General features: G+C 46.8%; 12 protein-coding genes. 7 read left to right on the top strand and 5 right to left on the bottom strand.

What is annotated here, in order from left to right; genetic code table 11:
• Window positions 1–14 precede the first annotated feature (14 nt).
• From glpX to tkt, 5 genes are all read right to left on the bottom strand, one after another.
• Window positions 15–986 (bottom strand): class II fructose-bisphosphatase, encoded by a 972-nt coding sequence (glpX, locus tag FDX04_RS14135; RefSeq protein WP_137360716.1) that lies wholly within the window; start codon window positions 984–986, stop codon window positions 15–17.
• Window positions 983–2,260: a zinc-binding dehydrogenase gene (locus FDX04_RS14130; protein WP_137371095.1), complete on the bottom strand. Its 1,278-nt coding sequence runs from the start codon at window positions 2,258–2,260 to the stop codon at window positions 983–985. Before FDX04_RS14130 ends, glpX begins: the two co-directional genes overlap by 4 nt.
• 21 nt (window positions 2,261–2,281) lie before the next feature.
• The gene (locus FDX04_RS14125) at window positions 2,282–3,661 is read right to left on the bottom strand and encodes a PTS mannitol transporter subunit IICB (protein ID WP_137360717.1); all 1,380 of its coding nucleotides are present in this window, start codon (window positions 3,659–3,661) and stop codon (window positions 2,282–2,284) included.
• A 27-nt stretch (window positions 3,662–3,688) separates the two neighbouring features.
• Entirely contained in the window at window positions 3,689–4,132 is a 444-nt protein-coding gene (gene cmtB / locus FDX04_RS14120) for a PTS mannitol transporter subunit IIA (protein WP_137371094.1), read from the bottom strand.
• Window positions 4,133–4,448: 316 nt separating this feature from the next.
• On the bottom strand, window positions 4,449–6,440 hold the full coding sequence (gene tkt, locus FDX04_RS14115) for a transketolase (protein WP_137360718.1): 1,992 nt from the start codon (window positions 6,438–6,440) through the stop codon (window positions 4,449–4,451).
• A gap of 279 nt (window positions 6,441–6,719) precedes the next feature.
• On the opposite strand from tkt, the gene FDX04_RS14105 reads away from it, so the two are divergent.
• The 7 genes from FDX04_RS14105 to FDX04_RS14075 all read left to right on the top strand — a co-directional run bounded on the left by FDX04_RS14105 (window position 6,720) and on the right by FDX04_RS14075 (window position 22,965).
• The gene (locus FDX04_RS14105) at window positions 6,720–7,478 is read left to right on the top strand and encodes a M48 family metallopeptidase (RefSeq protein ID WP_137360719.1); all 759 of its coding nucleotides are present in this window, start codon (window positions 6,720–6,722) and stop codon (window positions 7,476–7,478) included.
• 310 nt (window positions 7,479–7,788) lie between these two features.
• A complete protein-coding gene (locus FDX04_RS14100; RefSeq protein ID WP_137360720.1) occupies window positions 7,789–8,358 on the top strand; it encodes a fimbrial protein in 570 nt (189 codons plus the stop codon).
• A gap of 128 nt (window positions 8,359–8,486) precedes the next feature.
• Window positions 8,487–9,143, top strand: a complete 657-nt coding sequence (locus tag FDX04_RS14095) for a molecular chaperone (RefSeq protein WP_249935539.1) — start codon at window positions 8,487–8,489, stop codon at window positions 9,141–9,143.
• A gap of 28 nt (window positions 9,144–9,171) precedes the next feature.
• Window positions 9,172–11,745 (top strand): fimbria/pilus outer membrane usher protein, encoded by a 2,574-nt coding sequence (locus tag FDX04_RS14090; RefSeq protein ID WP_137360722.1) that lies wholly within the window; start codon window positions 9,172–9,174, stop codon window positions 11,743–11,745.
• Window positions 11,742–12,746 carry a fimbrial protein gene (locus FDX04_RS14085; RefSeq protein WP_137371093.1) on the top strand — a complete coding sequence of 335 codons (1,005 nt, stop codon included), beginning with the start codon at window positions 11,742–11,744 and terminating at the stop codon, window positions 12,744–12,746. The genes FDX04_RS14090 and FDX04_RS14085 overlap by 4 nt, the downstream gene beginning before the upstream one ends.
• Before the next feature lie 18 nt (window positions 12,747–12,764).
• Entirely contained in the window at window positions 12,765–14,498 is a 1,734-nt protein-coding gene (locus FDX04_RS14080) for a ShlB/FhaC/HecB family hemolysin secretion/activation protein (RefSeq protein WP_137360724.1), read from the top strand.
• Window positions 14,499–14,511: 13 nt separating this feature from the next.
• Window positions 14,512–22,965 (top strand): hemagglutinin repeat-containing protein, encoded by an 8,454-nt coding sequence (locus tag FDX04_RS14075; RefSeq protein ID WP_137371092.1) that lies wholly within the window; start codon window positions 14,512–14,514, stop codon window positions 22,963–22,965.
• Window positions 22,966–23,017: the final 52 nt, after the last annotated feature.

The following is a 23,017-nucleotide window of genomic DNA, read 5'->3' as shown; positions in this document are numbered from 1 at the left end:
CGTTTCTCGATAAATCACCATGAATGCAGAGAGTCTATTATATTACACGTTCGATCCGCGCCGCCGATCAGTAAAGTTTGCGTGCGCACACCATTCGCAACCTGTTGGATCCCTTTAACAAGATCGCCGCCTGTGACCCCCGTCGCGCTGAAAAGGATCTTATTTCCCCCTACCAATTCGTCGAGCGCATAGATACGGTTGACCTCAACGCCCATCTCGGCACAGCGCTGACGTTCCTGTGTCGCAATCAGACGATTATCGGCGTTATCCCCTTTCGCTTCGCAGAAATCGATTAGCTCAGCCTGCATATCGCCCCCCAGCGCTTTAACCGCGCAGGCTGAAATAACGCCTTCAGGTGCCCCGCCGATGGTGTACATCAGATCATAGGGATTCTCTTGCATACAGGCCAGTACGCTGGCGGCCACATCACCATCGGGCAGCGCAAAGACCTTGACGCCAAGTCGTGTCGCCTCGGCAATCGCCAGTTGAAGACGCGGTTTATCCAGCGTCACCATCCGCAGTCGTTCCAGCGGTTTGCCCAACGCCGCAGCCACATTACGCAGATTATCTGCCAACGGCAGCGCCAGATTAATCGCCCCTTTTGCAAACCGATTAACAACCAGTTTTTTCATATACATATCAGGAGCGTGTAACAAACTACCGCGGGGGGCAAACGCCATGACCGCCAGCGCATTGCTTTGCCCCATCGCCACCATTCGGGTTCCTTCAATGGGATCGACGGCAATATCCACCTCTGGTCCGGCGCCATTTCCCACTTCCTCACCAATCCACAGCATCGGGGCGCGATCAATTTCTCCTTCGCCAATAACGATTCGCCCACGAATGGCAACGCTGTTCAATGCTTCCCGCATTGCCGTCACGGCCAGACCATCAATCTTGTTTTTATCACCGCACCCGGTTTGCGGCCAGGCCGCCAGCGCGGCCTGCTCAGTAATACGAAACAGCGGCCATGCCAACGACATCATATTGCCGCCTCCCCAATATCCACGCCAAATTGCGCCAACAGGTATTTTTCCGCTTCTTCATTCCAGATACCGTGCGTTTTTTCCACCAGCCTTGCCAGCTCTTTGAAAAGTGGGTCCGTTTTCCCCTTCTCAGCAAAATCCGTTATGGCTGTAAGTGGCATCGTCACACCGTTATAAATCAGCTTCTTACCTCCAGGGATCGCAGGCAAATTCAATACCGTCTCCGGTACGGCATCCAGCCCCCCAATATGCGTTACCATAAACGAGGGCTGTAGTTGACCGGTTGCACTGAGCGCAATAGCCTCTTTCATATCATCCGTTGAACCACCGGACGTTCCGACAACGTGAGTGCTGTTATAGTGAACGTTATAAAAATTAAACGGCACTTTGAAGTTGCTGTCAGTCGGGCCGGCAAAGAAGTTCAGACAACCATCTTCCGCGAGGAGATCATCTGCCATTTCAATCACCGCTGGCACAGCCGCATACACAAAGACATCATCAAAACCTGCATCGTCAGTTAACGCGCGCAACATCGCTGTGGGGGAATCCATGCCGGTAGTGTTCACATAGATAAGCTCAATCCCCTTTTCTGCCGCTAACTCAACCGGCAACAGTTTTTTAGCCTGCGTCAGTCGCGCTTCGTCGATATCCACGACCACCACGCGTGACGGCTGAATATTGCCGTTAATGGCATAATCTATAGCGCCAATCCCCATCGGCCCGGCGCAGGCCAGCAACGCAATGCTGCCTCCCGGCTTAATCCCCATACGATGCTCATACACGTAAGGCGTGGTGTGATAGTTCGCGTTATAAGCGCCAATGATGCAACACATCGGCTCCGCCAGGGATGCTGCGGCAAAATAAGAACCGTGGTACGGTAAAACGCAGCCCAGATTAATCGCCACCTCAGGAATAATCATGTAGGTAGCATTGCCACCAAAATATTCATAGCTGTATCCCGCTGAATATCCGCTTGGCAAGCCCATCGCGGGTTGTAAAACAAAACGCTGGCCTTTTTTATATTTTTCCGTCAGGTTTTTCCCAACCTCAATGATGATACCTGCGCACTCATGGCCGGTAATAACCGGATGATTTTCCAGGTCATCCGGAACACGTTTATGATCGCTACCCAAAGCAGCCGCTTTCCAGGTTGATAAACAAACGCTATCTGAGATTACACTTACTAGTAATTCATTATCTGTAATTGCAGGAAGTTCAAATTCACGGATACGAATATCCTGCTTGCCATATATGGCAGCGACTTTCGTTTTCATATTCACTCCAAAAAAAGAAGGTTAGTTCGCAGTGATGCGTTTAAATAAATCATCCAGTAGCGGGTCACCAATATAGTTCTTAATCAGCACTAATGGTTTTTCACTTACGCGTTTAACACGACCTTCAAGACTGGCATGGGTGACAATAATATCGGCATCTTGTGGAACGTTTTCGATGGCATAATGCGCCACATTAATATTCAATCCCGCTTTTTCCAGACGCTTGCGGAATGTGGTGGCTCCCATAGCGCTGGAACCCATTCCAGCATCACAGACAAAAGCGACACGCTTTATATTTTTATAAGAGAATTTACCTTCCTGCTTCATTGCCTTGACGGTTCTGGCAGATTCAGCGAAGTCATCTTCATTTTCTGTTGCGACATTCTTTTCCATTTTCAGGATTAAAGAAGTGATAACAAAGGTGACAATCGTTCCCGCTGTGACGCCAGCAATAGTCGCGAGGAAAGAACCTTTTGGCGTTAATGCCAGGTAAGCGAATATTGATCCTGGACTAGGTCCCGCAACCAACCCACCGTCCAGCAGATGGAATATCCACGTCCCGGTCATTCCCCCAGCGATCATGGCAATCAAGGTCAGGGGTTTCATCAGAACATAGGGGAAATACAGTTCATGAATACCCCCCAGGAAGTGGATAATCATGGCCCCTGGCGCAGATTTCTTACTCATCCCTTTACCAAAGATGGCAAAGCCAAGTAGCAAACCCAATCCCGGCCCTGGGTTGGAGGCCACCATGAAAAATATCGATTTTCCCGTTTCTGAAGCTTGTTGCATGCCGAGCGGATAATACACGCCCTGATCGATGGCATTGTTCAGAAAGAGGATTTTCGCAGGCTCGTTAATCACGGATAGCAGCGGCAAATACCCCGCATGAACCAAAGCTTCAATACACTCCTTCACAAAATTGTTAGCCACAAGAACCGCCGGGCCAATGACTTCAAACCCCAGCAAGCATAAGAGCATTCCCGCAATACCAAGGGAGAAGTTATTGATAACCATCTCGAAACCTGCAGGAATGCGTTTTTCCAGCAGACGATCGATATGCTTAATCACCCAGCCGCCAAGCGGCCCCATCACCATAGCGCCAAGGAACATCGGAATATCCGCGCCCACAATCACGCCGATAGAACCAATCCCACCCATTACTGCGCCACGTTTCCCTCCCACCAAATGTCCCCCTGTGGAGCCAATCATGACGGGTAGTAAATAGGTAATCATCGGACCGACAATTTTGGCGAAATGCTCGTTCGGCATCCAACCGGTAGGAATAAACAATGCAGTTATAAAACCCCAGGCAATAAAAGCGCCGATGTTGGGAATGACCATCGCAGTCAAAAACCCACCAAAAGCCTGGACTTTGGCACGAGCAGACTTGTTTTCCATAATAATGTCCTGAAAGGATGCTGTGAATTATGCGTGGGCGATAATATCCGCCAGTTGTTTTTCTGATTTAGCCGTTAATAAAGCGGTTAATGCTTCCTCTTCACACAATAATTCGCTTAAGGCCTGGATAGCGCCAATGTGTGAATCGGCATTCGCTGCCGATAACCCGATTAATAATTTTATACCGTCGTCATCATCGGCAAACTTTACTTCCTGTTTGAGAAGCGTTAATGACATCCCGGTTTTTAACGCACCACATTCTGGTCGAGCGTGCGGCATCGCAACGCCAGGAGCCAAAATATAATAAGGACCATTGCTGATTGTTGAATCCTTAATGGCCTGAACATAATCTGAATTAACATAATGGTTAGCCAGCAAGGATGACATAGAAAAATCTATTGCCTCCTGCCAGTTCCTTGCTGAATTTTTTATTGAGATAGATGACCCTGGAAAGTAATCAATTAGCCGCATACATTTTCCTTATTTTATTTTTAGGGTACGAGTTAGCGTTAAAAATAAAATACTCGTGCGGCAAAGCGAAATCAATCGAGGGAGAAAAGCCATGCAGCGTAAACTGTATTTTTATAAATCCTTTAAAAACAAAAAGTTATTTATAGATAAATAAAAAGCAACAGCAATTATGTGATCTGAGCTGCATATTCACAACACCACTAAATGTCATATTTGTGATAAAGATCTACAATTAATCATTGCGAATAAATAAATAAACATATTATTGCTAAAAAAACGGGCCGCCTAAGCGACCCGTTTTCATCTGTAACCGTAATTACAGCAGTTCTTTTGCTTTCGCGACAACGTTGTCGACGGTGAAGCCGAACTCTTCGAACAGCAGCTCTGCCGGAGCAGATTCACCGAAGGTAGTCATACCAACGATAGCGCCGTTCAGACCCACGTATTTGAACCAGTAGTCAGCGATACCCGCTTCCACGGCAACACGTGCAGAGACAGCTTTCGGCAGTACGGACTCACGGTAAGCGGCATCCTGCTTGTCGAATGCGTCGGTGGACGGCATGGAAACCACGCGCGCCTTCACGCCTTCAGCAGTCAGTTTGTCCCACGCAGCCACAGCCAGCTCAACTTCAGAACCAGTCGCGATGAAGATCAGTTCTGGCTGACCAGCGCAATCTTTCAGCACGTAGCCGCCGCGAGCGATGTTCGCCAGCTGCTCTTCGGTACGTTCCTGCTGTGCCAGGTTCTGACGGGAGAGGATCAGGGCGGTCGGGCCGTCCTGACGCTCAACACCGTATTTCCACGCCACGGCGGATTCAACCTGGTCACACGGACGCCATGTGCTCATGTTCGGCGTCACGCGCAAAGAAGCCACCTGCTCTACCGGCTGGTGAGTCGGGCCGTCTTCGCCCAGACCGATGGAGTCGTGGGTGTAGACCATCACCTGACGCTGTTTCATCAGCGCAGCCATACGCACCGCGTTACGGGCATATTCTACGAACATCAGGAAGGTAGAGGTGTACGGCAGGAAACCACCGTGCAGGGAGATACCGTTAGCGATAGCGGTCATACCGAATTCACGCACACCGTAATGGATGTAGTTACCAGCGGTATCTTCGTTGATCGCTTTAGAACCAGACCACAGAGTCAGGTTAGAAGGTGCCAGGTCAGCAGAGCCGCCAAGGAATTCCGGCAGCAGAGGACCGAATGCTTCAATCGCGTTCTGAGACGCTTTACGGCTGGCGATCTTGGATGGGTTCGCCTGCAGCTTAGCAATGAACTCGTTCGCTTTCGCGTCGAAATCAGCCGGCATGTCACCTTTCATACGACGGGTGAACTCAGCCGCTTCCTGCGGGAAGGCTTTCGCATATGCAGCGAACTTCTCGTTCCACGCAGCTTCTTTTGCCTGGCCTGCTTCTTTCGCATCCCACTGAGCATAGATTTCAGACGGGATTTCGAACGGCGCGTATTTCCAGCCCAGCTGTTCACGGGTCAGTGCGATTTCAGCATCGCCCAACGGCGCACCGTGAGAGTCGTGAGTACCCGCTTTGTTCGGAGAACCGAAACCGATAATAGTTTTGCACATCAGCAGAGACGGTTTGTCGGTCACTGCGCGCGCTTCTTCAACTGCGCGTTTAATGGCGTCAGCATCGTGACCATCAACGCCACGAACCACGTGCCAGCCGTAAGCTTCGAAACGCTTAGCGGTGTCATCGGTGAACCAGCCTTCAACGTGACCATCGATAGAGATGCCGTTGTCATCGTAGAACGCAACCAGTTTGCCCAGCTTCAGCGTACCGGCCAGAGAACATACCTCGTGAGAGATACCTTCCATCATGCAGCCGTCGCCCATGAAAGCGTAGGTGAAGTGGTCAACGATGTCGTGACCTGGGCGGTTAAACTGCGCCGCCAGCGTTTTTTCAGCGATAGCCATACCGACTGCGTTCGCAATACCCTGACCCAGAGGACCGGTCGTGGTTTCAACACCCGCAGTGTAACCCACTTCCGGGTGACCCGGGGTTTTGGAATGCAACTGACGGAAGTTCTGCAGCTCGGACATCGGCAGGTCATAACCGGTGAGGTGCAGCAGGCTATAAATCAGCATGGAGCCGTGGCCGTTAGACAGCACGAAGCGGTCACGGTCAGCCCAGGACGGGTTAGTCGGGTTGTGGTTCAGGAAATCACGCCACAGGACTTCGGCAATGTCAGCCATACCCATCGGGGCACCCGGGTGACCGGATTTGGCTTTCTGTACTGCGTCCATGCTCAGCGCACGAATAGCATTGGCAAGCTCTTTACGTGAGGACATTTTGACTCCAGATCGGATAATGAAGGCCACGCCCTAAACGACTTGACGACAGCGCGTTTTGGGCTACGCCGGAAAAAAGTGCCAACAATGTAACCCAAGCCGCGTGTCATGTACATGGAGCATCCTTTTACCGCTTCAGAAATCTCTGGATCATGCACGCATGTTGCGCAATCTTCTCGCCCGCTTATTGTTCTTTTCTTTATACTTATGCCGAGCGTCGGTTTACCTGCAAACGACGCATTTTTTAGAATAATCCTGACTTTGTGCGGAAGAGAAAAAATGAAAATTCGCGCTTTACTGCTTGCTACGAGCATGGCGACGGCATTGACCGGCTGCCAGAACATGGACTCAAACGGACTGCTTTCCTCTGGCGCAGAGGCTTTTCAGGCCTACAGCCTGAGCGATGCTCAGGTGAAAGCGCTGAGCGATCAGGCCTGTAAGGATATGGACAGCAAAGCTACCATCGCCCCGGCTGGCAGCGAGTATGCAACGCGTCTTGGCAAAATTGCCTCCGCGCTTGGCGATAACATTAACGGCCAGCCGGTGAACTACAAAGTCTATATGGCGAAAGACGTGAATGCCTTTGCCATGGCGAACGGCTGTATCCGGGTATACAGCGGCCTGATGGATATGATGACGGATAACGAAGTCGAAGCGGTGATCGGCCACGAAATGGGCCACGTCGCGTTGGGTCACGTGAAAAAAGGCATGCAGGTTGCGCTGGGCACGAACGCCGTGCGTGCAGCGGCGGCCTCCGCTGGCGGCATTGTCGGCAGCCTGTCGCAGTCGCAATTGGGCGATCTTGGCGAGAAACTGGTGAACTCGCAGTTCTCCCAGCGTCAGGAATCCGAAGCGGATGATTACTCGTATGATTTGTTGCGCAAACGCGGGATCAATCCGTCAGGTCTGGCAACCAGCTTTGAGAAACTGGCAAAACTGGAAGCCGGACGTCAAAGCTCCATGTTTGACGATCACCCGGCATCCGCAGAACGTGCGCAGCATATTCGCGATCGCATGAGCGCGGATGGAATTAAGTAACCACAGTATCAAAGCCGGATGAGCTAATATCATCCGGCAGATAAGGATACCCTCAATATTTCATTCACCAAGTACCAATTTTCAAAAAAAACAGCCACAATAATAATAAAATACATCACAAAAATACCTAGTGAATGAACATTTCAAATTCAAATAAAATATCTAATACATATATTTAAAGAAAAACTAAAACCTCATTTAGCATAAATTAATATCCTAAATACCCTTTCCTTTTATATAATGTCTATTGTGATTGTAATATTTAGTTACACACGGACACTTTAGAACAGCAAGGAAAGGAATAATTACCATGAACAATATTTGCAAAGCCTCACTGCTGGCTGTCTTGATCAGCGCTGGCAATGTTGCTGCGGCAGAGGATGGAACCATTACTTTTACAGGTAAGATTAGCGATGCAACCTGTGAAATTACCGGTGGTGATGCCACATCTGGAGAATCAACTACTCCTGATTTTACCGTAACATTACCGTCTGTCAGTGTCACTGCGCTGGATACTGACGGAATGCGCGCGGGAGATACACCATTTCATATTACGCTCAGCGGCGCCAACTGTACAGATGGTAAAGTTGCAAGCGTTTATTTTGAACTGGCACAAAGCACATACCTTGACACAACTACGGGTAACCTGAAAAACAGTACCGCAAAAGAAAGCGGTGGCGCAGATAAAGTACAAGTCGGTCTGCTGGATTCCGATAAATCAATTCTGAACCTGACAACTGCGAATAATTCCGCAAAAACTGCAACGATCTCAGGAAATACGGCCCGTTTTGATTACTGGGCACAATATGTCGCAACAGGTGGTGCGTCAACTGCAGGTGTTGTTAACTCAGAAGTTGTGTACTCCATTAAATATCAATAATAAATATGACGGGATCGCCATCCCGTCATCTCTGCTTTAGGGTTAAAAAGATGCGCAATAACTTGTTGAAAATTATTCCTTTATGTATCTTTTCCTGGCTAAGCAGCGCTGACGCCACGATACAAATAATGACAACCCGTGTCGCATTTAACGCAGCGGAAAAAGAGCAAACCGTTCGAATTAATAACTTGGGAAAAACACCAGAACTCGTCCAGGTTTGGCTTTCCAGCACGGATAAAACCGACGGTATGGAGAAAGAGACATTACCTTTCTTCATTAATCCTCCCGCCTCACGAATCAATGCGCAAAAGGGAAAAATATTCCGTATTTTTCAAACTAAAGAGGCTGTGAGTAAATATCCGCAAGACAGGGAGTCACTGTTATGGCTGAACGTACTCGATATTCCCCCTGACGAACAGGAAGAGGTCAGTAAAAACCAGTTAAAGATGGCTTTTCGGACAATGATTAAATTCTTTTATCGACCAGCCAATCTCAAAGGTAATCCTCAAGAAGCTGCGGATAAATTGCACTGGGAATTAAGAAAAGTAGCAAAAGGTTATGATGTCATCGGTACAAATAACTCCCCCTACCATGTCAGCATGACCAATGTATGGCTGACAGATGGTCAAGGTAGAGACATAGAAATTGACGGAAAAATGATCCTTCCCTACAGCACCCTGACCTATCATTTTCCACAAGTAGTTTCTATTAGTGGTAATGGTTTTTTTAAATATAACTACATAACTGATCTCGGCGCATACATAAAAAAAACATATACGTTCTAATATAGTTCAAAACCAGGATGGTTAAATAATGATTGTCAAGGACAGTCGCCGACTTAAACGGCTGGTCATTTTGCAGTGCGCAAGCCTGCTTCTCTATACCTCGGATATTTATGCTGCCAATGAGAAAAAGAATATCTCTTTTTCTCAGGGGTTCATGCATTTCTACGATAATGGCACCGATCTGTCACAATTTGATGGCGTAGAAAAAATCATTCCCGGAGAATATAGACTTGAAGTCTATAACAATCTAAAAAAAATCGACACCTGGCCTGTTCGTTTCATTGCCGCTAAAAATGCCCAAGGCGTAAACGCCTGTATGACGCCAGAAATGATCATTCGATTTGACGTCGATACAGATAAGCTTCCCAAAAACTGGCAGACACAATCTTGTCTGATTCTTCCTGAATTAATCCCCGGTGCGACGGTCAGCTATAACCAGGAAGATGAACAACTTGACGTCACCATCCCGCAGGCCATGCTCCTCAATACACCCGTAGGTTACATCAGTCCAGAATTGTGGGACGACGGTGTTCCCGCATTAATGGCCGCTTATTCTTTGAGCGCATCCAGTACGCATTACCGCGAACCACAACAAGAAAATACCAATTACGGTTATGGCAACCTGTTGACGTCTTTAAGTTTAGGATCATGGCGTTTTACCACGTATGACAGTGCTCATTCAGGTAACAACGGTCAAGCGGATGATTTCCAGCATATTCAAGCCTACGCTGAGCGGGGGATCGCGCCTTTACAGTCTCAAATCACCCTTGGCGATCTCAGTACCACGGGGGATTTTTTTGATACCACTGGAATTCGCGGTATTCGTTTGGCGACAGACGACCGCATGTTGCCTGATTCTGTTCGCAGTTATGCCCCCATCGTTCGTGGTATGGCAAACAGCAATGCCACCGTCACGATTAAGCAGTCTGGCAATGTCATCTATGAACAGGTCGTTCCGCCAGGTGAGTTCGCCATCAGTGACCTCTATGCAACAGGTTATAACGGCGATCTGGAAGTCACGGTAAAAGAGACCAATGGTAAGCAAACTTCGTTCACCGTTCCCTACTCCAGTGTACCGCAGTTGCTTCGCGAAGGGTATTCGCGCTATTCACTCGCGGGTGGCGAAATTCGCAATTCCGACCTGAGAGACGACCCTACACTGCTGGAAGGGACATTTCAGTACGGCATCATGAACAATCTTACCGGCTATATTGGGGGGCAAAATGCCTTTGATGGCGACTATGCTGCACTGATGGGCGGTTTTGCCGTGAACACCCCCATAGGTGCACTTGGGTTGGACGTCACTCGTTCATTCACCCATTTTGACAATATGCCAAAGGCAGAAAATTGTGGTCAGTTCTGCAATATGAGCCTGCGCGTCAGCCTCTCCAGAAATCTGGCTGAGACTGGCACGAATTTCAGCCTCATTGGCTACCGCTATTCCAGTCAAAACTACTACTCTCTGGCTGATGCAGTCAGTCTTAAAAAAGCCATTGAAACAGGACAACAAGACGATTATCCAGAACGTTTTCGTGAAAGAGTAGAAGCTAATATTAATCAGGTCCTCCCTGACGGGTGGGGAAGTTTTTATATCAGTGGTTTTGTGGGCAACGTCTGGAACAGCGAGCGCTCCCAAAACGATCGTTCCAACTTCACTTTGGGTTATAACAACCAGATTGGCAGTACCAGTTGGGGTATCTCGTATGGTCGAACCAATAATGACGAAGGCGGTCACGAGGACACTCTTTATCTTAACGTCTCCATTCCCTTCGGGCGCAGTTACGAGAAAAAAGCCCGCCTGACGGCCAACTTTAGCTACAACAGCGATGAGGCGAACTTCCGCACGGCTCTGAACGGTTCAGCAGGAGAATATTCACAATTCGGTTTTGGCGGCTATTTCAGTCAATCCAATCGTCCTGAGACTAATTTTGGTATGAACCTCTCCTGGACAGGTGAGAGTGCAACAACGGGTATGACGTATAGTCAATCACGAGATTCATTCATGGGTGGAATAAATATGAGCGGTGGCCTGGTTGTGCATCAGGGCGGAATTAACTTTACACCGTCATTAAGCGACACTATCGGTATTATTGAAGCAAAAGGTGCAGAAGGCTCACACGTCTACCCAGATTCCAGAGCAGTTATTAAGAAAAACGGTTACGGAATTGTTAGTTATCTATCCCCTTACAAATATAACGATGTCTATCTTGATCCAAAAGGTACGGCAATGAGCGTCGATATTGAAGATGCACACCGTAAAATAGTCCCTCGTGCAGGTGCTGCTGTGTTGATAAAAATGCAAACACAGCGCAACAAACAAACATTGGTTTATTTTAAAAGCAGCACCACTGAATCCATACCATTCGGAGCATCTATTAATGACAAAGATATGAAGAATATCGGCATGGTTGGGCAAGGTGGTCTGGCGATGGTTGTATTAGATGAGGGCGATAATACCTTTACAATTAAATGGAAGAAAAACAAACAGAATAAACAGTGCACCGTGAACTATCAATTCACCGCAGCAGATCAACCAGAAGAATCCAAGGGTGAAATCAATGCTTTGATCATTCCATGTCTTAATCCAGGGGAAATGAAATGAGGAAAATAATCCAGCTAATTTTATCCATCAGCTTTATTACATTATTGATAAGCCCTGTAGTCAATGCAACTTCCTGCAAGCTCAATACTGCAGAGTCAATTTTAACTATTCCTGACAATATTACTTTAAACCCTGCAGATAAGGGAAGTGCAGGCACAGTATTATGGTCAAAGAGTTACAGCATGCCCGATCTGAAATATACCTGTGACCAGGGTATTCAAACTAACTGGCATTCAGAGTTTAGTCGTGAATATCTGGCAACATCTATTGATAAAGTTTATGCAACAGAAATTCAGGGCATCGGGATTCGTATTAAATGGCCAGTAACTGGAACATCTGGCAATTGGATCCCAGGTAATTCAGGCATATCAACACAGTGCAGTTCCGGATGCTCAATCACTGGCAGTAGTGTTCTCATTGAATTTGTACAAACAGGCACATTAAATCAGGGAGAAAGCTACATTCCCGCAGGAGAGATAGCTACAGCGAACGTAATACCAACCAATAATATTGGTGATAAATTACGGATCATGACAATCAACTTCGCTGCTGCAATAAAGGTTTTAACGCGCTCCTGTTCAATTTTCCCTTCGACCAACAGTCTTGATCTGGGATCATACAGCCTTGCTGATTTCCAAAATAGCGCAACAGCACAAGGCGAGAAAAAAGAATTTACTATTACCATGACGTGCCCAACAGCAAGCAGCGTAACGCTAACATTTAGTTCAACTATATCTCCTCCTTTCGGGGCCGGAACCGGCGTAATTGGCGTAGAACAAGGTGACGACTATGCAAAAAATTTCTCTATTAAGTTATTTGAGAAAAATGGCTATGTCGAGAATGCATTATCGCTAAATAAAACATTCACCTACGACATAACGACTTCACTAATGAAAACATATACCGCACAGATATATGTACCCGCAAGCGTGGATCGGAAATCAGGTTTAGGCGCAGGCAGCGTCGTTGGCGCAGTTCAATATACAATGACTATCAAATAATATACTTCAGAGAACAACATGCTTACTAATCATTATAAAAAATTATTCTTTGTGATTCCTTTTATCTCCTCGGCTTATGCTATTGATTTACCACCGATACAGCAAAATAAGCAAGAACTTGATCGTCTTGAAAGACAAAACAGCCAGGTATTAATCGAGGATGCTAAACGTACTGAAATGCTGTTACAGCAACAGCGTTCATTACGCAATAATGAAAAGTTTATCGTGGATGGTAACGACTCGTCATGGAAGTTCAAAATAGAAGAAATCAATATCCTTGATGATAATCGCTTTGAGGGTTCCCCTATCCGCCAGGCATTAATCGAGAGCTATACTGGTAAAGAACTAGGAAAATCTGAAATATTTAATTTAGTCAAAGAACTTACTAATTTTTATATTTCTCGCGGTTATGCCACAACACTTGTCAGCATAGAGCCTGGTAACATAAAACAGGGCAAGCTCACCCTACGAGTATTATGGGGAAAGATTAACGATTTCAAAGTCAATGGCAATGATCCAAGCTTTCGCGAAAGCACTCGCTTGTTTGCCGCCTACCCTTTTGCCAAGGGCAAAGTGCTCAACATGGAGGATATAGACCAGGCTATTGAGAATTTGGTTCGCGTATCCAGTCGCGATACCATTCATGTCGAACCTTCCGTCGTCAACGCCAGTTCAAACTTAAACCTGCTAACTCAGCCTGAGTTTCCGTTATCAATGTCGACAGGGATCAATAACTCAGGAAACAAAGCTGATGGATGGCAACAGTACTATGGCAGTGCCACCTTAAAAAATATTGCTGGGTTGAATGATATTTTCAATGGTTATTACTCATGGAATAACCTGAATAATAATGACGATAATCAGGATTCACTTTCTCTCAGTTATAGTATCCCACTTGGGTACTGGGGATTTGATTTTTCATATTATAAATCCAGCTATGACAAGATGATTGGCGGCTACTATGGTGGCTATGACAGCGACGGTCATTCTGAACGTACCTCATTTCGTATTAATAAAATGCTCTCACGTAATGCGACCGGGAAAACCAGCGCTTGGGTCAAGCTGGAAAAGCGCGACAACTACAACGGTATTGTTGGTCAACAGATTGACGTCAGCTCCAAAAGTTATACAGCGTTATCCTCCGGCCTGACCTATGTGGGCTCGTTAATGGGCGGTTGGTTTTATGGCGATATGGGATTTGCCGTCGGAACACCGTGGTTTGGTGCCGCCTGGAAAGATGACGCAGACCTGAACGGATTTGATGTCAATTATGTTACCTACAACGGTATTGTCAGTTGGTCTCGTCCGTTGTTCCAGACAGGTAGATTAGGCGCTAATTACGAGCTGAATATGGGTTTCCAGTATACGCCTGACACGCTGGTAAGTGACTATAAAATGACGCTCGGGGATGAATACACGGTGCGTGGTTTTAAAGATGATTCACTTATGGTGGATAGTGGCGCATGGATAGCAAATACGCTCAATCTTCCACTCACTATTAATTTCGCCAGTGTTTATCAACTGACGCCGTATTTAGGTTATGACTTTGGTTTTGCCAAAGATAACTGTCCTACAGGCGTTAATACCTGCAATAGCCAATTCATGATGGGCGCAGCTGTCGGGATTAAAGCCTCCGGAAGATTTTTCTCATCATCTGTTACTGCTGGCTGGCCCGTCAAAAAACCAGATTCAATGGATGGAAACACTATCGACAACACCGTTGTTTATTACAAATTAGAAGCAAGTTTCTAATTAAGGGAAATATATGAAAAACAAAAACGCGTCGAAACAAAAAATAACTGCAAAGACACTACACAAACACTTACGCCCGATCTATTTATCGTTGGCAGGAATATTATCACTGAACGCGGAGGCAGCAACAACCCCCGACTCCCGACAAGTTAATGGTCCGACAATGGGGCAAACGGCCAACGGTACGCCGATGGTCAATATAACCAACCCAAATGCAAAAGGCATTTCACTGAACAAATTCGATCAGTTCAATGTTGATCAGCAGGGTATGGTATTTAACAACAGTAAACAGGATGGCGTCACCAAAATTGGTGGTTATGCCATTAAAAATGCCCAATTACAGCAAGAGGCCAGTGCAATTATCAGTGAAGTTACTGGTGCGCAAGCGTCATATATCAATGGGACAATGGAGGTATTTGGTAAAAAGGCCGATATTATCGTCGCTAATGAAAACGGAATTAGCGTTAACGGTGCAACAACAATCAATGCCAACAGTCTGACGTTGAGTACCGGTAAGGTGCAGATGAAAGATGATGGTGACTATATGTTGGCCGTTGATAAAGGGAACATCGCCATTACCGGTCAGGGCGTGTCTACTGACGGTCTGAGTTATTTCGATGTTGTCAGCCGGAGTGCACAGCTACAAGGTGAAATCTCCGGAACTGCAGATATAAAAATCCTCGCGGGCACAAATGATTATGACCTGGAGAAACGTAGCTACACTGCACGCAGCACTGGTGATAATAATACCCCAACCGTAGCAATTGACGGCAGCACATTAGGTTCAATGTATGGTGGAAGGATCCAGCTTATCAGTACAGAGTCTGGAGCGGGGGTTCGCCATGCTGGTGGCATTATCGCCAGTAATGATATCGAAATTAACGCTAATGGCGACCTGTCTCTAACAACCCTGCACAGCGATAAGGCCATTATGCTGGCAGGCAACAATGTTACGTTGAATAAAGACAGTAGCGGCAAAGGTGGTACTGAAGCGCAAGGTAATATCATTATTAATGCCTTGGCGGGAGCGACGGTCAGTAACGACCTGCTTTCACATTCAGGGACTATTCGTATTGACGCCTCCTCTCTGGTACAGAATGCAGCCGCATTAATTACGGAAAGCACCAGCAAGACTTCCGTCCCCTCCATTCAAATCAATGTAGCAGGAGAATATACCCTCACCGGCTCACTAAAAGCCCTGGATGCTAATGGTAATACCATCAGTGGCGGCGTAGTTACTCTGAAGAACGGTGATTTTGTCGTGCTGGTCAATGGTAAAGAAACGGCATTCAGCAGCATTGTTTCTGATGCAGAAGTCGTCAGCCATAGTGGTGACATCGCAGTCACTGCAAAAAGCATGAGCAATAATAGCGGCGTGATCATGGCGAAAAAAGGTACGCTGCAGATCAATCTGACTGACGTTTTCGAAAACAGTGGTTCCATTAACGCCAGTGGTGATATCACCCTTACTTCTGGCTCAATGAAAAATAATGGCATCCTTTATACATCAGGTAATCAGACACTAACGGTTTCGACCCTTGAAAATAATGGTCGCTTGTTTGCTGATAAACAACTGGTCATGCGGGCAAGCGCACTCAACAATAAAGGTAATATCGGCACCAGCAGCGGTGACATAAATATCGCTGTCGCCGGTAACCTCAACAACAGTGGTAATATCAGTGGCGATGACGCATCTTTACTACTAGCCATAGACGGCAATGTCGACAACAACGGTAATATTGTCAGTAATAAAAAAGACGTTACCTTATCAGTGAAAGGAAAGTCGGTTAAAAACAGTGGCAAAATTGAAGGTCGCAATATCGGAATCATACAATCTGATAGCAATGCTGAACTCACCAACACTGGCAGTATGAATGCCAAAACACAGTTACAAATTAAGACCGCAAAACTAAGTAATAACGGGGGGCAGTTGAGTAGTGCAGGCGAAATCGCCCTCGCCGTCAGCAAGCAGGTGAACAACTCTGCAGCAGGGGAAATTATCGCAGAAGGTGCACTGAACATCCAAACCGAAGCGGGCGGCACGCTGCAAAACGATGGTGGTGGTTGGATCCAAGGAGCCTCTGTCACCGTTGATGGCCTTACATCACTGACAAACTCAGGCGATGCCGCTATTTTAGCCACAGGGGATTTAACATTACGAAACCTCGAAACGCTGAGCAATGACAGTGCGACAATTCAGGCAGGAAATATCAATCTGGCTGATATTGGGACACTAAGCAACACTGCTGGCGGGACGCTGTATGCCAGTGATAATCTTTCGCTATCCAATATTGATATTCTCAATAACAATAGTGCCCTGATCATGTCTGATGGCCACCTTGCGCTGGATAATATTGGGACATTGACCAACAGCAGTGGCGCCAGCCTTTATAGCGAGGGTGCAACCCAGATTTCAAATATCACTACACTAAATAACCTCGGGGGCTCTGCAATCCAATCAAATACGCTGCTTGATATTAAGCAGGTAGAAACCCTAACTAACGCCGAAGAATCCCTCCTCTCTTCTGCGGGCGATATTCAGTTAGATAACATCACCACATTTAACAACAGCGCCTATGTTATCAGTGAAGGAAAAGTCTCCCTTTCGAACGGTAATTTATTTAAAAATGAAGGCATTGTACAAGCTGGTACCGATTTAATTATCAGTAACCTTCGCTCACTGATTAACCAGGGTAATGATCATCTCCTCATCGCATTGGGGAATCTTACTCTTCAGGATGTTGACTCGCTACTTAACACCGATCACGCAGTCATCACAGCCGGAATGAATACGGTCCTCAACGCCATCGGCATCGTCGCCAACACGGCAGCAGGCGTTATTCAGGCTCAGGAAGGTAAAGTAGAGATCAACACCGACACGCTTAATAACAGCGGCACAATGCCATCAGCTAACGGCGGTCAGGATGTATCAACCATTGTCGCTGGTGGCGACATCAACATTAATGCTGCCACAATCAATAACACTCAGCAGGCCGTAATTGTTTCCTCAGACGCGAACCTGACAATCAATGCCAGCGACATGCTGAATAATAGTGATAGTTCCGTACTGGTTGGTAATAATAAGACAACAATCACCGCAAAAAATACAAACAACACGAACGGTGCACTGATCGGTGGTAACGACATTGCCATCATTAGTGATACATTAAATAACAACAGTAGCGGTACGATCAGTGCAGAGAGTGCATTAACCCTGGCACTAACACACCTCGATAATAACAGTGGTGTTCTTGAGTCTGCACTGACGCTGGCGCTTGACGTCGTCGACAGTATTTACCTTGATGATTACAACAATGATATCCGTGCCGGAAAATCTCTTAATATTTCAACGCAGGGTGAGTTTACCAACAATGCCAACATAGAAGCCATTGGCGATCTCAGCATTGATGCAAATAAGACTTTCACAAATAATGAATCAATTATCACTGCAGGCAATCTTAATATCAATGCCGGAGATATCATTAATAACGAAAACAAGTTATTGTGGTCAATGGGGGATATGAGCCTTGAAGCCCGAAATGGTAAGTTTACTAATAATATGCTAGGTAACGTTCTCAGTATGGGCGATATATCTATCATAGCCCAGGAAATTTGGAACTACGCGGGAATTATACGCGCAGAAAAAGATATTAACATTGATGCTAAAACCATCAAAAATGAAAGTACCTATACAGGTGGTGATGTCACACAGACTCAAACCCAAGACGCCTCAGGGGAATATCACACCATTGACCATGTAACCACAAAAATTGATATTGAGACAACATTCCATATTCCAGTTTTGGTTTCTGACATCACATTAGATAAACTTGCTGAAATCAGTGCAGGTGGGAATATTAACATTAATCAGCGAGACATTTACGAGGACCATGATGTTACAAACGAAGGTGGATTAATTCAGGCTGGTAATGATATCACCATTACGGGTAATATCTACAACTCGCCTAAATACACCTCAGAGTCTATTTATGATTATCTGAATATTACCTTAGCAACGCCAATCACCATTGACTATTCATGGGGGGTCATCAAAGGAAAACACGGTACAGAATGGGAATTTAACTCACTATATCAATACTTTGATTTCATCTTCGGCAATGGTTCAGCTGCGTCCAAAAGTGGCAGCGATTCCCCACAGAAAGAGCGTTCCTATTATGCACTAGTTGATGCTTCAAATAATTCTACTCAGCTAAAAAGTATTATGAACAAAGTGTTCGGTGAAACCTGGTCTACTCAAAGCTTTGATACTCTCAGGGATACCTGGGCAACCATTAGTGGCAACAATGATGCTACATTGAAAGATGACATGATTTATTTTGTACCGCTAGAAAAAGGTGAAATTACTGCCGGACATAATTTCACCCAAAATGGCGGGACCATTAATAATGGTATTGCAAATGCAGGGGTAATAAATCAAGGTGCGGAAGTTACTAACGTTGATGTTGGTGAGTATAACGTTGACACCGTCATCGCTGGATATGACATTCATGTTAATACCCAGAACGTTGAAGAGTTAAAAATGGGAATTAGCCCATTACCTACGATCAAAGACCTAATTTCAATTCCCGGCATGTTTGAACTGTCCACAGACTTCAAAAAAGCCTCTGAGGCCGAGAAAAATGGAACCGAATACTCAGGCCCAAGCAACAATATTGTGCCAATATTTGAAACACGTCCAGACATGCTCGACCAGAGTAAATTCACTGGCTCTGAATACTTTTTTGAGCAGGTAGGATATAACCCGACCACGCCAGTCAATGTTATCGGTGACAACTACTTCACCTCTGAACTCATTCGTCGTGAAGTCAGCAGCGCCGTAGGCAGCTTCTTCTCCGTGAGGGATGGCCTGGAAGGTGATGCTCTGGTACAGGACCTGATGAATAATGCAGGGGTTGCGGCAACAGACAGTGAGCTGGGGCTGGTCGTGGGTCAACCATTGACCGACGAGCAAAAAGCGAATCTGGATCAGGATATTGTCTGGTACGTCAGCCAGAGCGTAAACGGGGTCGAAGTGATGGTGCCGGTTGTTTATCTCTGCCCGGAAACGCTCAAGCAAATTGAAACGGGTGAAGTTACCAGCGGATCAGCAGCAATCAGTGCTGGCAATAATGTTGATGTCGATGCAGACGCAATCAACAATATGAATGGTTCTATCCAATCCGGTGGTGACATGACGCTGGTATCACAAGGAGATATTAACAACGTCAGCAATGGCATGGACTCCGGGATATCCTCTGGCGGTGATATCACCATGACGACAACTGAGGGTGATATCAACAGCTCTGGTGCGGCAATTAAAGCTGATGGCGATATTGCCATGTCAGCTGAAAACGGCGACATCACGATGACCGCAAGTGTAGGTCGTAACGAAGATGGTTCTCAGCAAATCCATGCTAATGATGATGGCGTAACGGCAGGCGGTTCTGTCGCCATGAAAGCAAAATCCATCACTTCTAACGCTTCGGATATTACTGCAGGTAGCGATATCACACTGCAGGCCACCGACGGCGACGTCACCTTCAACGACCTTCATCAGGTTGAATCTAGCCGTACTATCGACAGTGATATTACGGGTGCAGGCAGTTATAAAACGGTCGACACCAAAAGTGCAACAGGTACTGCCATTGGTTCGAATGTGTCGGCGGGCGGTAATATGTCCATCGAAGCCAGCAACGATGTCGTTATGGAAGGCGGCACCTACACTGCTGAAACAGGCAGTATCAAAGCAGATAACAACGTCACAATAAAGACCTCCGAAGATGTCTCGGTGGAAGAAAAGAGCACGACTTCACGTCAGTTCATTGCTGAAGCATCTGCCAGTGGTGGTGGTCAAACAGTCGAAGCTGGGTATGGTGTAAATGATGGTACCTCGACCTCGACAACTTCAGGTGATTACACCAGCGGCGGTTCTCAAGGGGAGTCAGAGTCATCGGGTGGGCGTCCTGGTCGAGCCGCAATGGGAGATTCCGCGAACTTCAGGATCGGCATGGAAACCACCACCGATACTACAACCACTCAAACGAAGACCAACACCAATGCTGCGATTAACTTTACTGATTCCGGTTCCATTGAGTCAGGTAAAACCGCAGATATCGGTGGAGCGGATCTGAGCGCAGGCAACGATCTCAGTATTTCTGCAGAAGAAGTGACCAGCACCAAGTATCTCAACGAAACCAAAACATCGGAATCCCATAAAGAATCCTTTATGGGCATTTCCGGCGAAGCACACAGCACCATTGCCGACTCTATTGATAAGTTCGGCAACCTGGCTGAAAAAGCACAGGATGGTCAAGATATCAACGGTGGAACCACCACAGCAGAAGTACTGGGCGATGTCTCTAACGTATTGTTTAACGACCTGGCGGGTGGTTCGGTTTCTATCGGCGTGAAGACCACGACTAACAGTGCAACCAGTTCCTCTTCATCGGAAAATATCTCCAATATCAATGCTGGTAATGTAAAAATTAACTCGAAAAATGATACCACGCTGAATGGCGTCGATATTAAAGCCGATGATGTGGCGATTAACGCCGGTGGCAATGTCGATATTAACGCCGCTCAGGCCACGTCATCTTACAGTACGGAATCAACCACGCATCAGGCCGGTTTGACCTTAGATGCCGGCGTGGATACCAACAGTGCCAGCGCAGGTGTGTCGTTTGGTTATAATGGCAGTAAAGACAATGGCTCAGGTAATAGTACCAGCTATACCAATAGCTCAATCGAAGGCGCCAATGTGAAAATTAACGCCGGTGGTGATATGACCATGTCCGGTGCCAATATCGCTGCCGATAAAACCGACGTCAACGTTGGCGGCGACCTTATCATTAACTCAGTACAAGATACTGCCCACACAGAGGCCAGCAATGCTAACTGGGGTGCATCGGTCGGTGTAGGGATCTCGACAGCAGGTGGCGTTCTGCCTTCGGTTGCTGCAAATGGCGGCGGTGGTTCTGAAAGCTACGACTCAGCCACTACAGCGAAACAATCTGGCATCAGCACCACTGGCGAATTGAACGTGAAAACAGGTGGCGACCTGAATATGGAAGGTTCTCATCTGGTTTCTGGAGATGGAACAGGCGCGGTGGATGTTGCGGGTAATATCAATGTAAAAGATCTGGAGGATCACATTGAGCAAGATGGCACATACGGCGGCGCGGGTCTTGGGTTTGGCGTCGATGGTTTCATCCCAACGGCTAACCTGTATGTCGATACTGTTGATGAAATCCACTACAACGAGACGCAGAAATCAACCATTGCGGTGGATAATACCACCAGCAATGCCGTTAATGGCAATGTGAATACCGACAAAGAAAATATGTCGGTCGTCACCCGCGATGAAAAAGAAGCCGGGAACAACATTTCGTTCACCGTTGGCGATCCTGGTCTGAAGAAAAAAGGCAACGATGCTGTTGAGAGCCCAGCGACCACCAGAAATAAAGCTGACACACACAGTAAAAAAGCGAACGATGCTACAGTAACAGATAAAACACATTCTGAAACCGCAAGCAGCGAAGCGGTTCCGGCGGTGAAACCATCCAGTGTGGATGCTCTGATGCCAACGCCAAAAGCAACCGACAGCACGACGGTTAAAAATTCAACTCCGTCTGAAACAGCACACAGTGAAGATGTTCCGGCGGTGAAACCACCCAGTGCGGATGCTCTGACGCCAACGCCAAAAGCAACCGACAGCACGACGGTTAAAGATTCAACTCCGTCTGAAACAGCACACAGTGAAGATGTTCCGGCGGTGAAACCACCCAGTGCGGATGCTCTGACGCCAACGCCAAAAGCAACCGACAGCACGACGGTTAAAGATTCAACTCCGTCTGAAACAGCACACAGTGAAGATGTTCCGGCGGTGAAACCGTCCACTGCCAGCGATATCGTGCCGAAGCCGAAAGCGGCGGATAGTACAAAAACAGCTGATGTGACTGACGCTACAAGAACAACTGACAGCAAGCCCGCTCCGGCGAAAAAATGGGCCGTGCCTAATACCAACTATCCAGTTCTGTCTCCAGGGTCGGCAACGGGTAAATCGGGTATGAATATGCCAAACACCCCAGCGCATCGAAAATGGAATGGTGATATGACGAATGGTATAACCCCTTCCAGCAATACCAGTGGTCAAACACCGACGCTTTCGCCGGGTTCTGCTACCGGGAAATCGGGTATGGATATGCCAAAAACGCCAAAACATGTCACTACAGATAGCGATCAGACTAATGGTGTTATGCCTTCCAGCAATACCAGTGGTCAAACACCGACGCTTTCGCCGGGTTCTGCTACCGGGAAATCGGGTATGGATATGCCAAAAACACCTGAGCATAAAACGCTGAACGGGGCCATGATTCAGCGTGGCAACTGGAAGCAACTGCTATCTGATACACCCATCAATATCTACGCCACAGTCACCGTCGAGTTTAAAGATTCAGATTTTGTCTGATATTTAATCTCCCTTCTTTCGCATTAACCACGCGAAAAATGTAAAAAAGCCA

The sequence above is a fragment of the Citrobacter sp. wls615 genome (genome assembly GCF_005281355.1).
Classification (GTDB): Bacteria; Pseudomonadota; Gammaproteobacteria; order Enterobacterales; family Enterobacteriaceae; genus Citrobacter; species Citrobacter werkmanii.
The sequence above is the reverse complement of the archived record's forward strand: the minus strand, read 5'-3'. Positions and strand labels throughout refer to the sequence as shown.

Bases quoted from the DNA above. Each gene is read 5' to 3' on its own strand.
- glpX (WP_137360716.1), bottom strand. From the start codon at position 986: ATGATGTCGTTGGCATGGCCGCTGTTTCGTATTACTGAGCAGGCCGCG.
- FDX04_RS14130 (WP_137371095.1), bottom strand. From the start codon at position 2,260: ATGAAAACGAAAGTCGCTGCCATATATGGCAAGCAGGATATTCGTATC.
- FDX04_RS14125 (WP_137360717.1), bottom strand. From the start codon at position 3,661: ATGGAAAACAAGTCTGCTCGTGCCAAAGTCCAGGCTTTTGGTGGGTTT.
- cmtB (WP_137371094.1), bottom strand. From the start codon at position 4,132: ATGCGGCTAATTGATTACTTTCCAGGGTCATCTATCTCAATAAAAAAT.
- tkt (WP_137360718.1), bottom strand. From the start codon at position 6,440: ATGTCCTCACGTAAAGAGCTTGCCAATGCTATTCGTGCGCTGAGCATG.
- FDX04_RS14105 (WP_137360719.1), top strand. From the start codon at position 6,720: ATGAAAATTCGCGCTTTACTGCTTGCTACGAGCATGGCGACGGCATTG.
- FDX04_RS14100 (WP_137360720.1), top strand. From the start codon at position 7,789: ATGAACAATATTTGCAAAGCCTCACTGCTGGCTGTCTTGATCAGCGCT.
- FDX04_RS14095 (WP_249935539.1), top strand. From the start codon at position 8,487: ATGACAACCCGTGTCGCATTTAACGCAGCGGAAAAAGAGCAAACCGTT.
- FDX04_RS14090 (WP_137360722.1), top strand. From the start codon at position 9,172: ATGATTGTCAAGGACAGTCGCCGACTTAAACGGCTGGTCATTTTGCAG.
- FDX04_RS14085 (WP_137371093.1), top strand. From the start codon at position 11,742: ATGAGGAAAATAATCCAGCTAATTTTATCCATCAGCTTTATTACATTA.
- FDX04_RS14080 (WP_137360724.1), top strand. From the start codon at position 12,765: ATGCTTACTAATCATTATAAAAAATTATTCTTTGTGATTCCTTTTATC.
- FDX04_RS14075 (WP_137371092.1), top strand. From the start codon at position 14,512: ATGAAAAACAAAAACGCGTCGAAACAAAAAATAACTGCAAAGACACTA.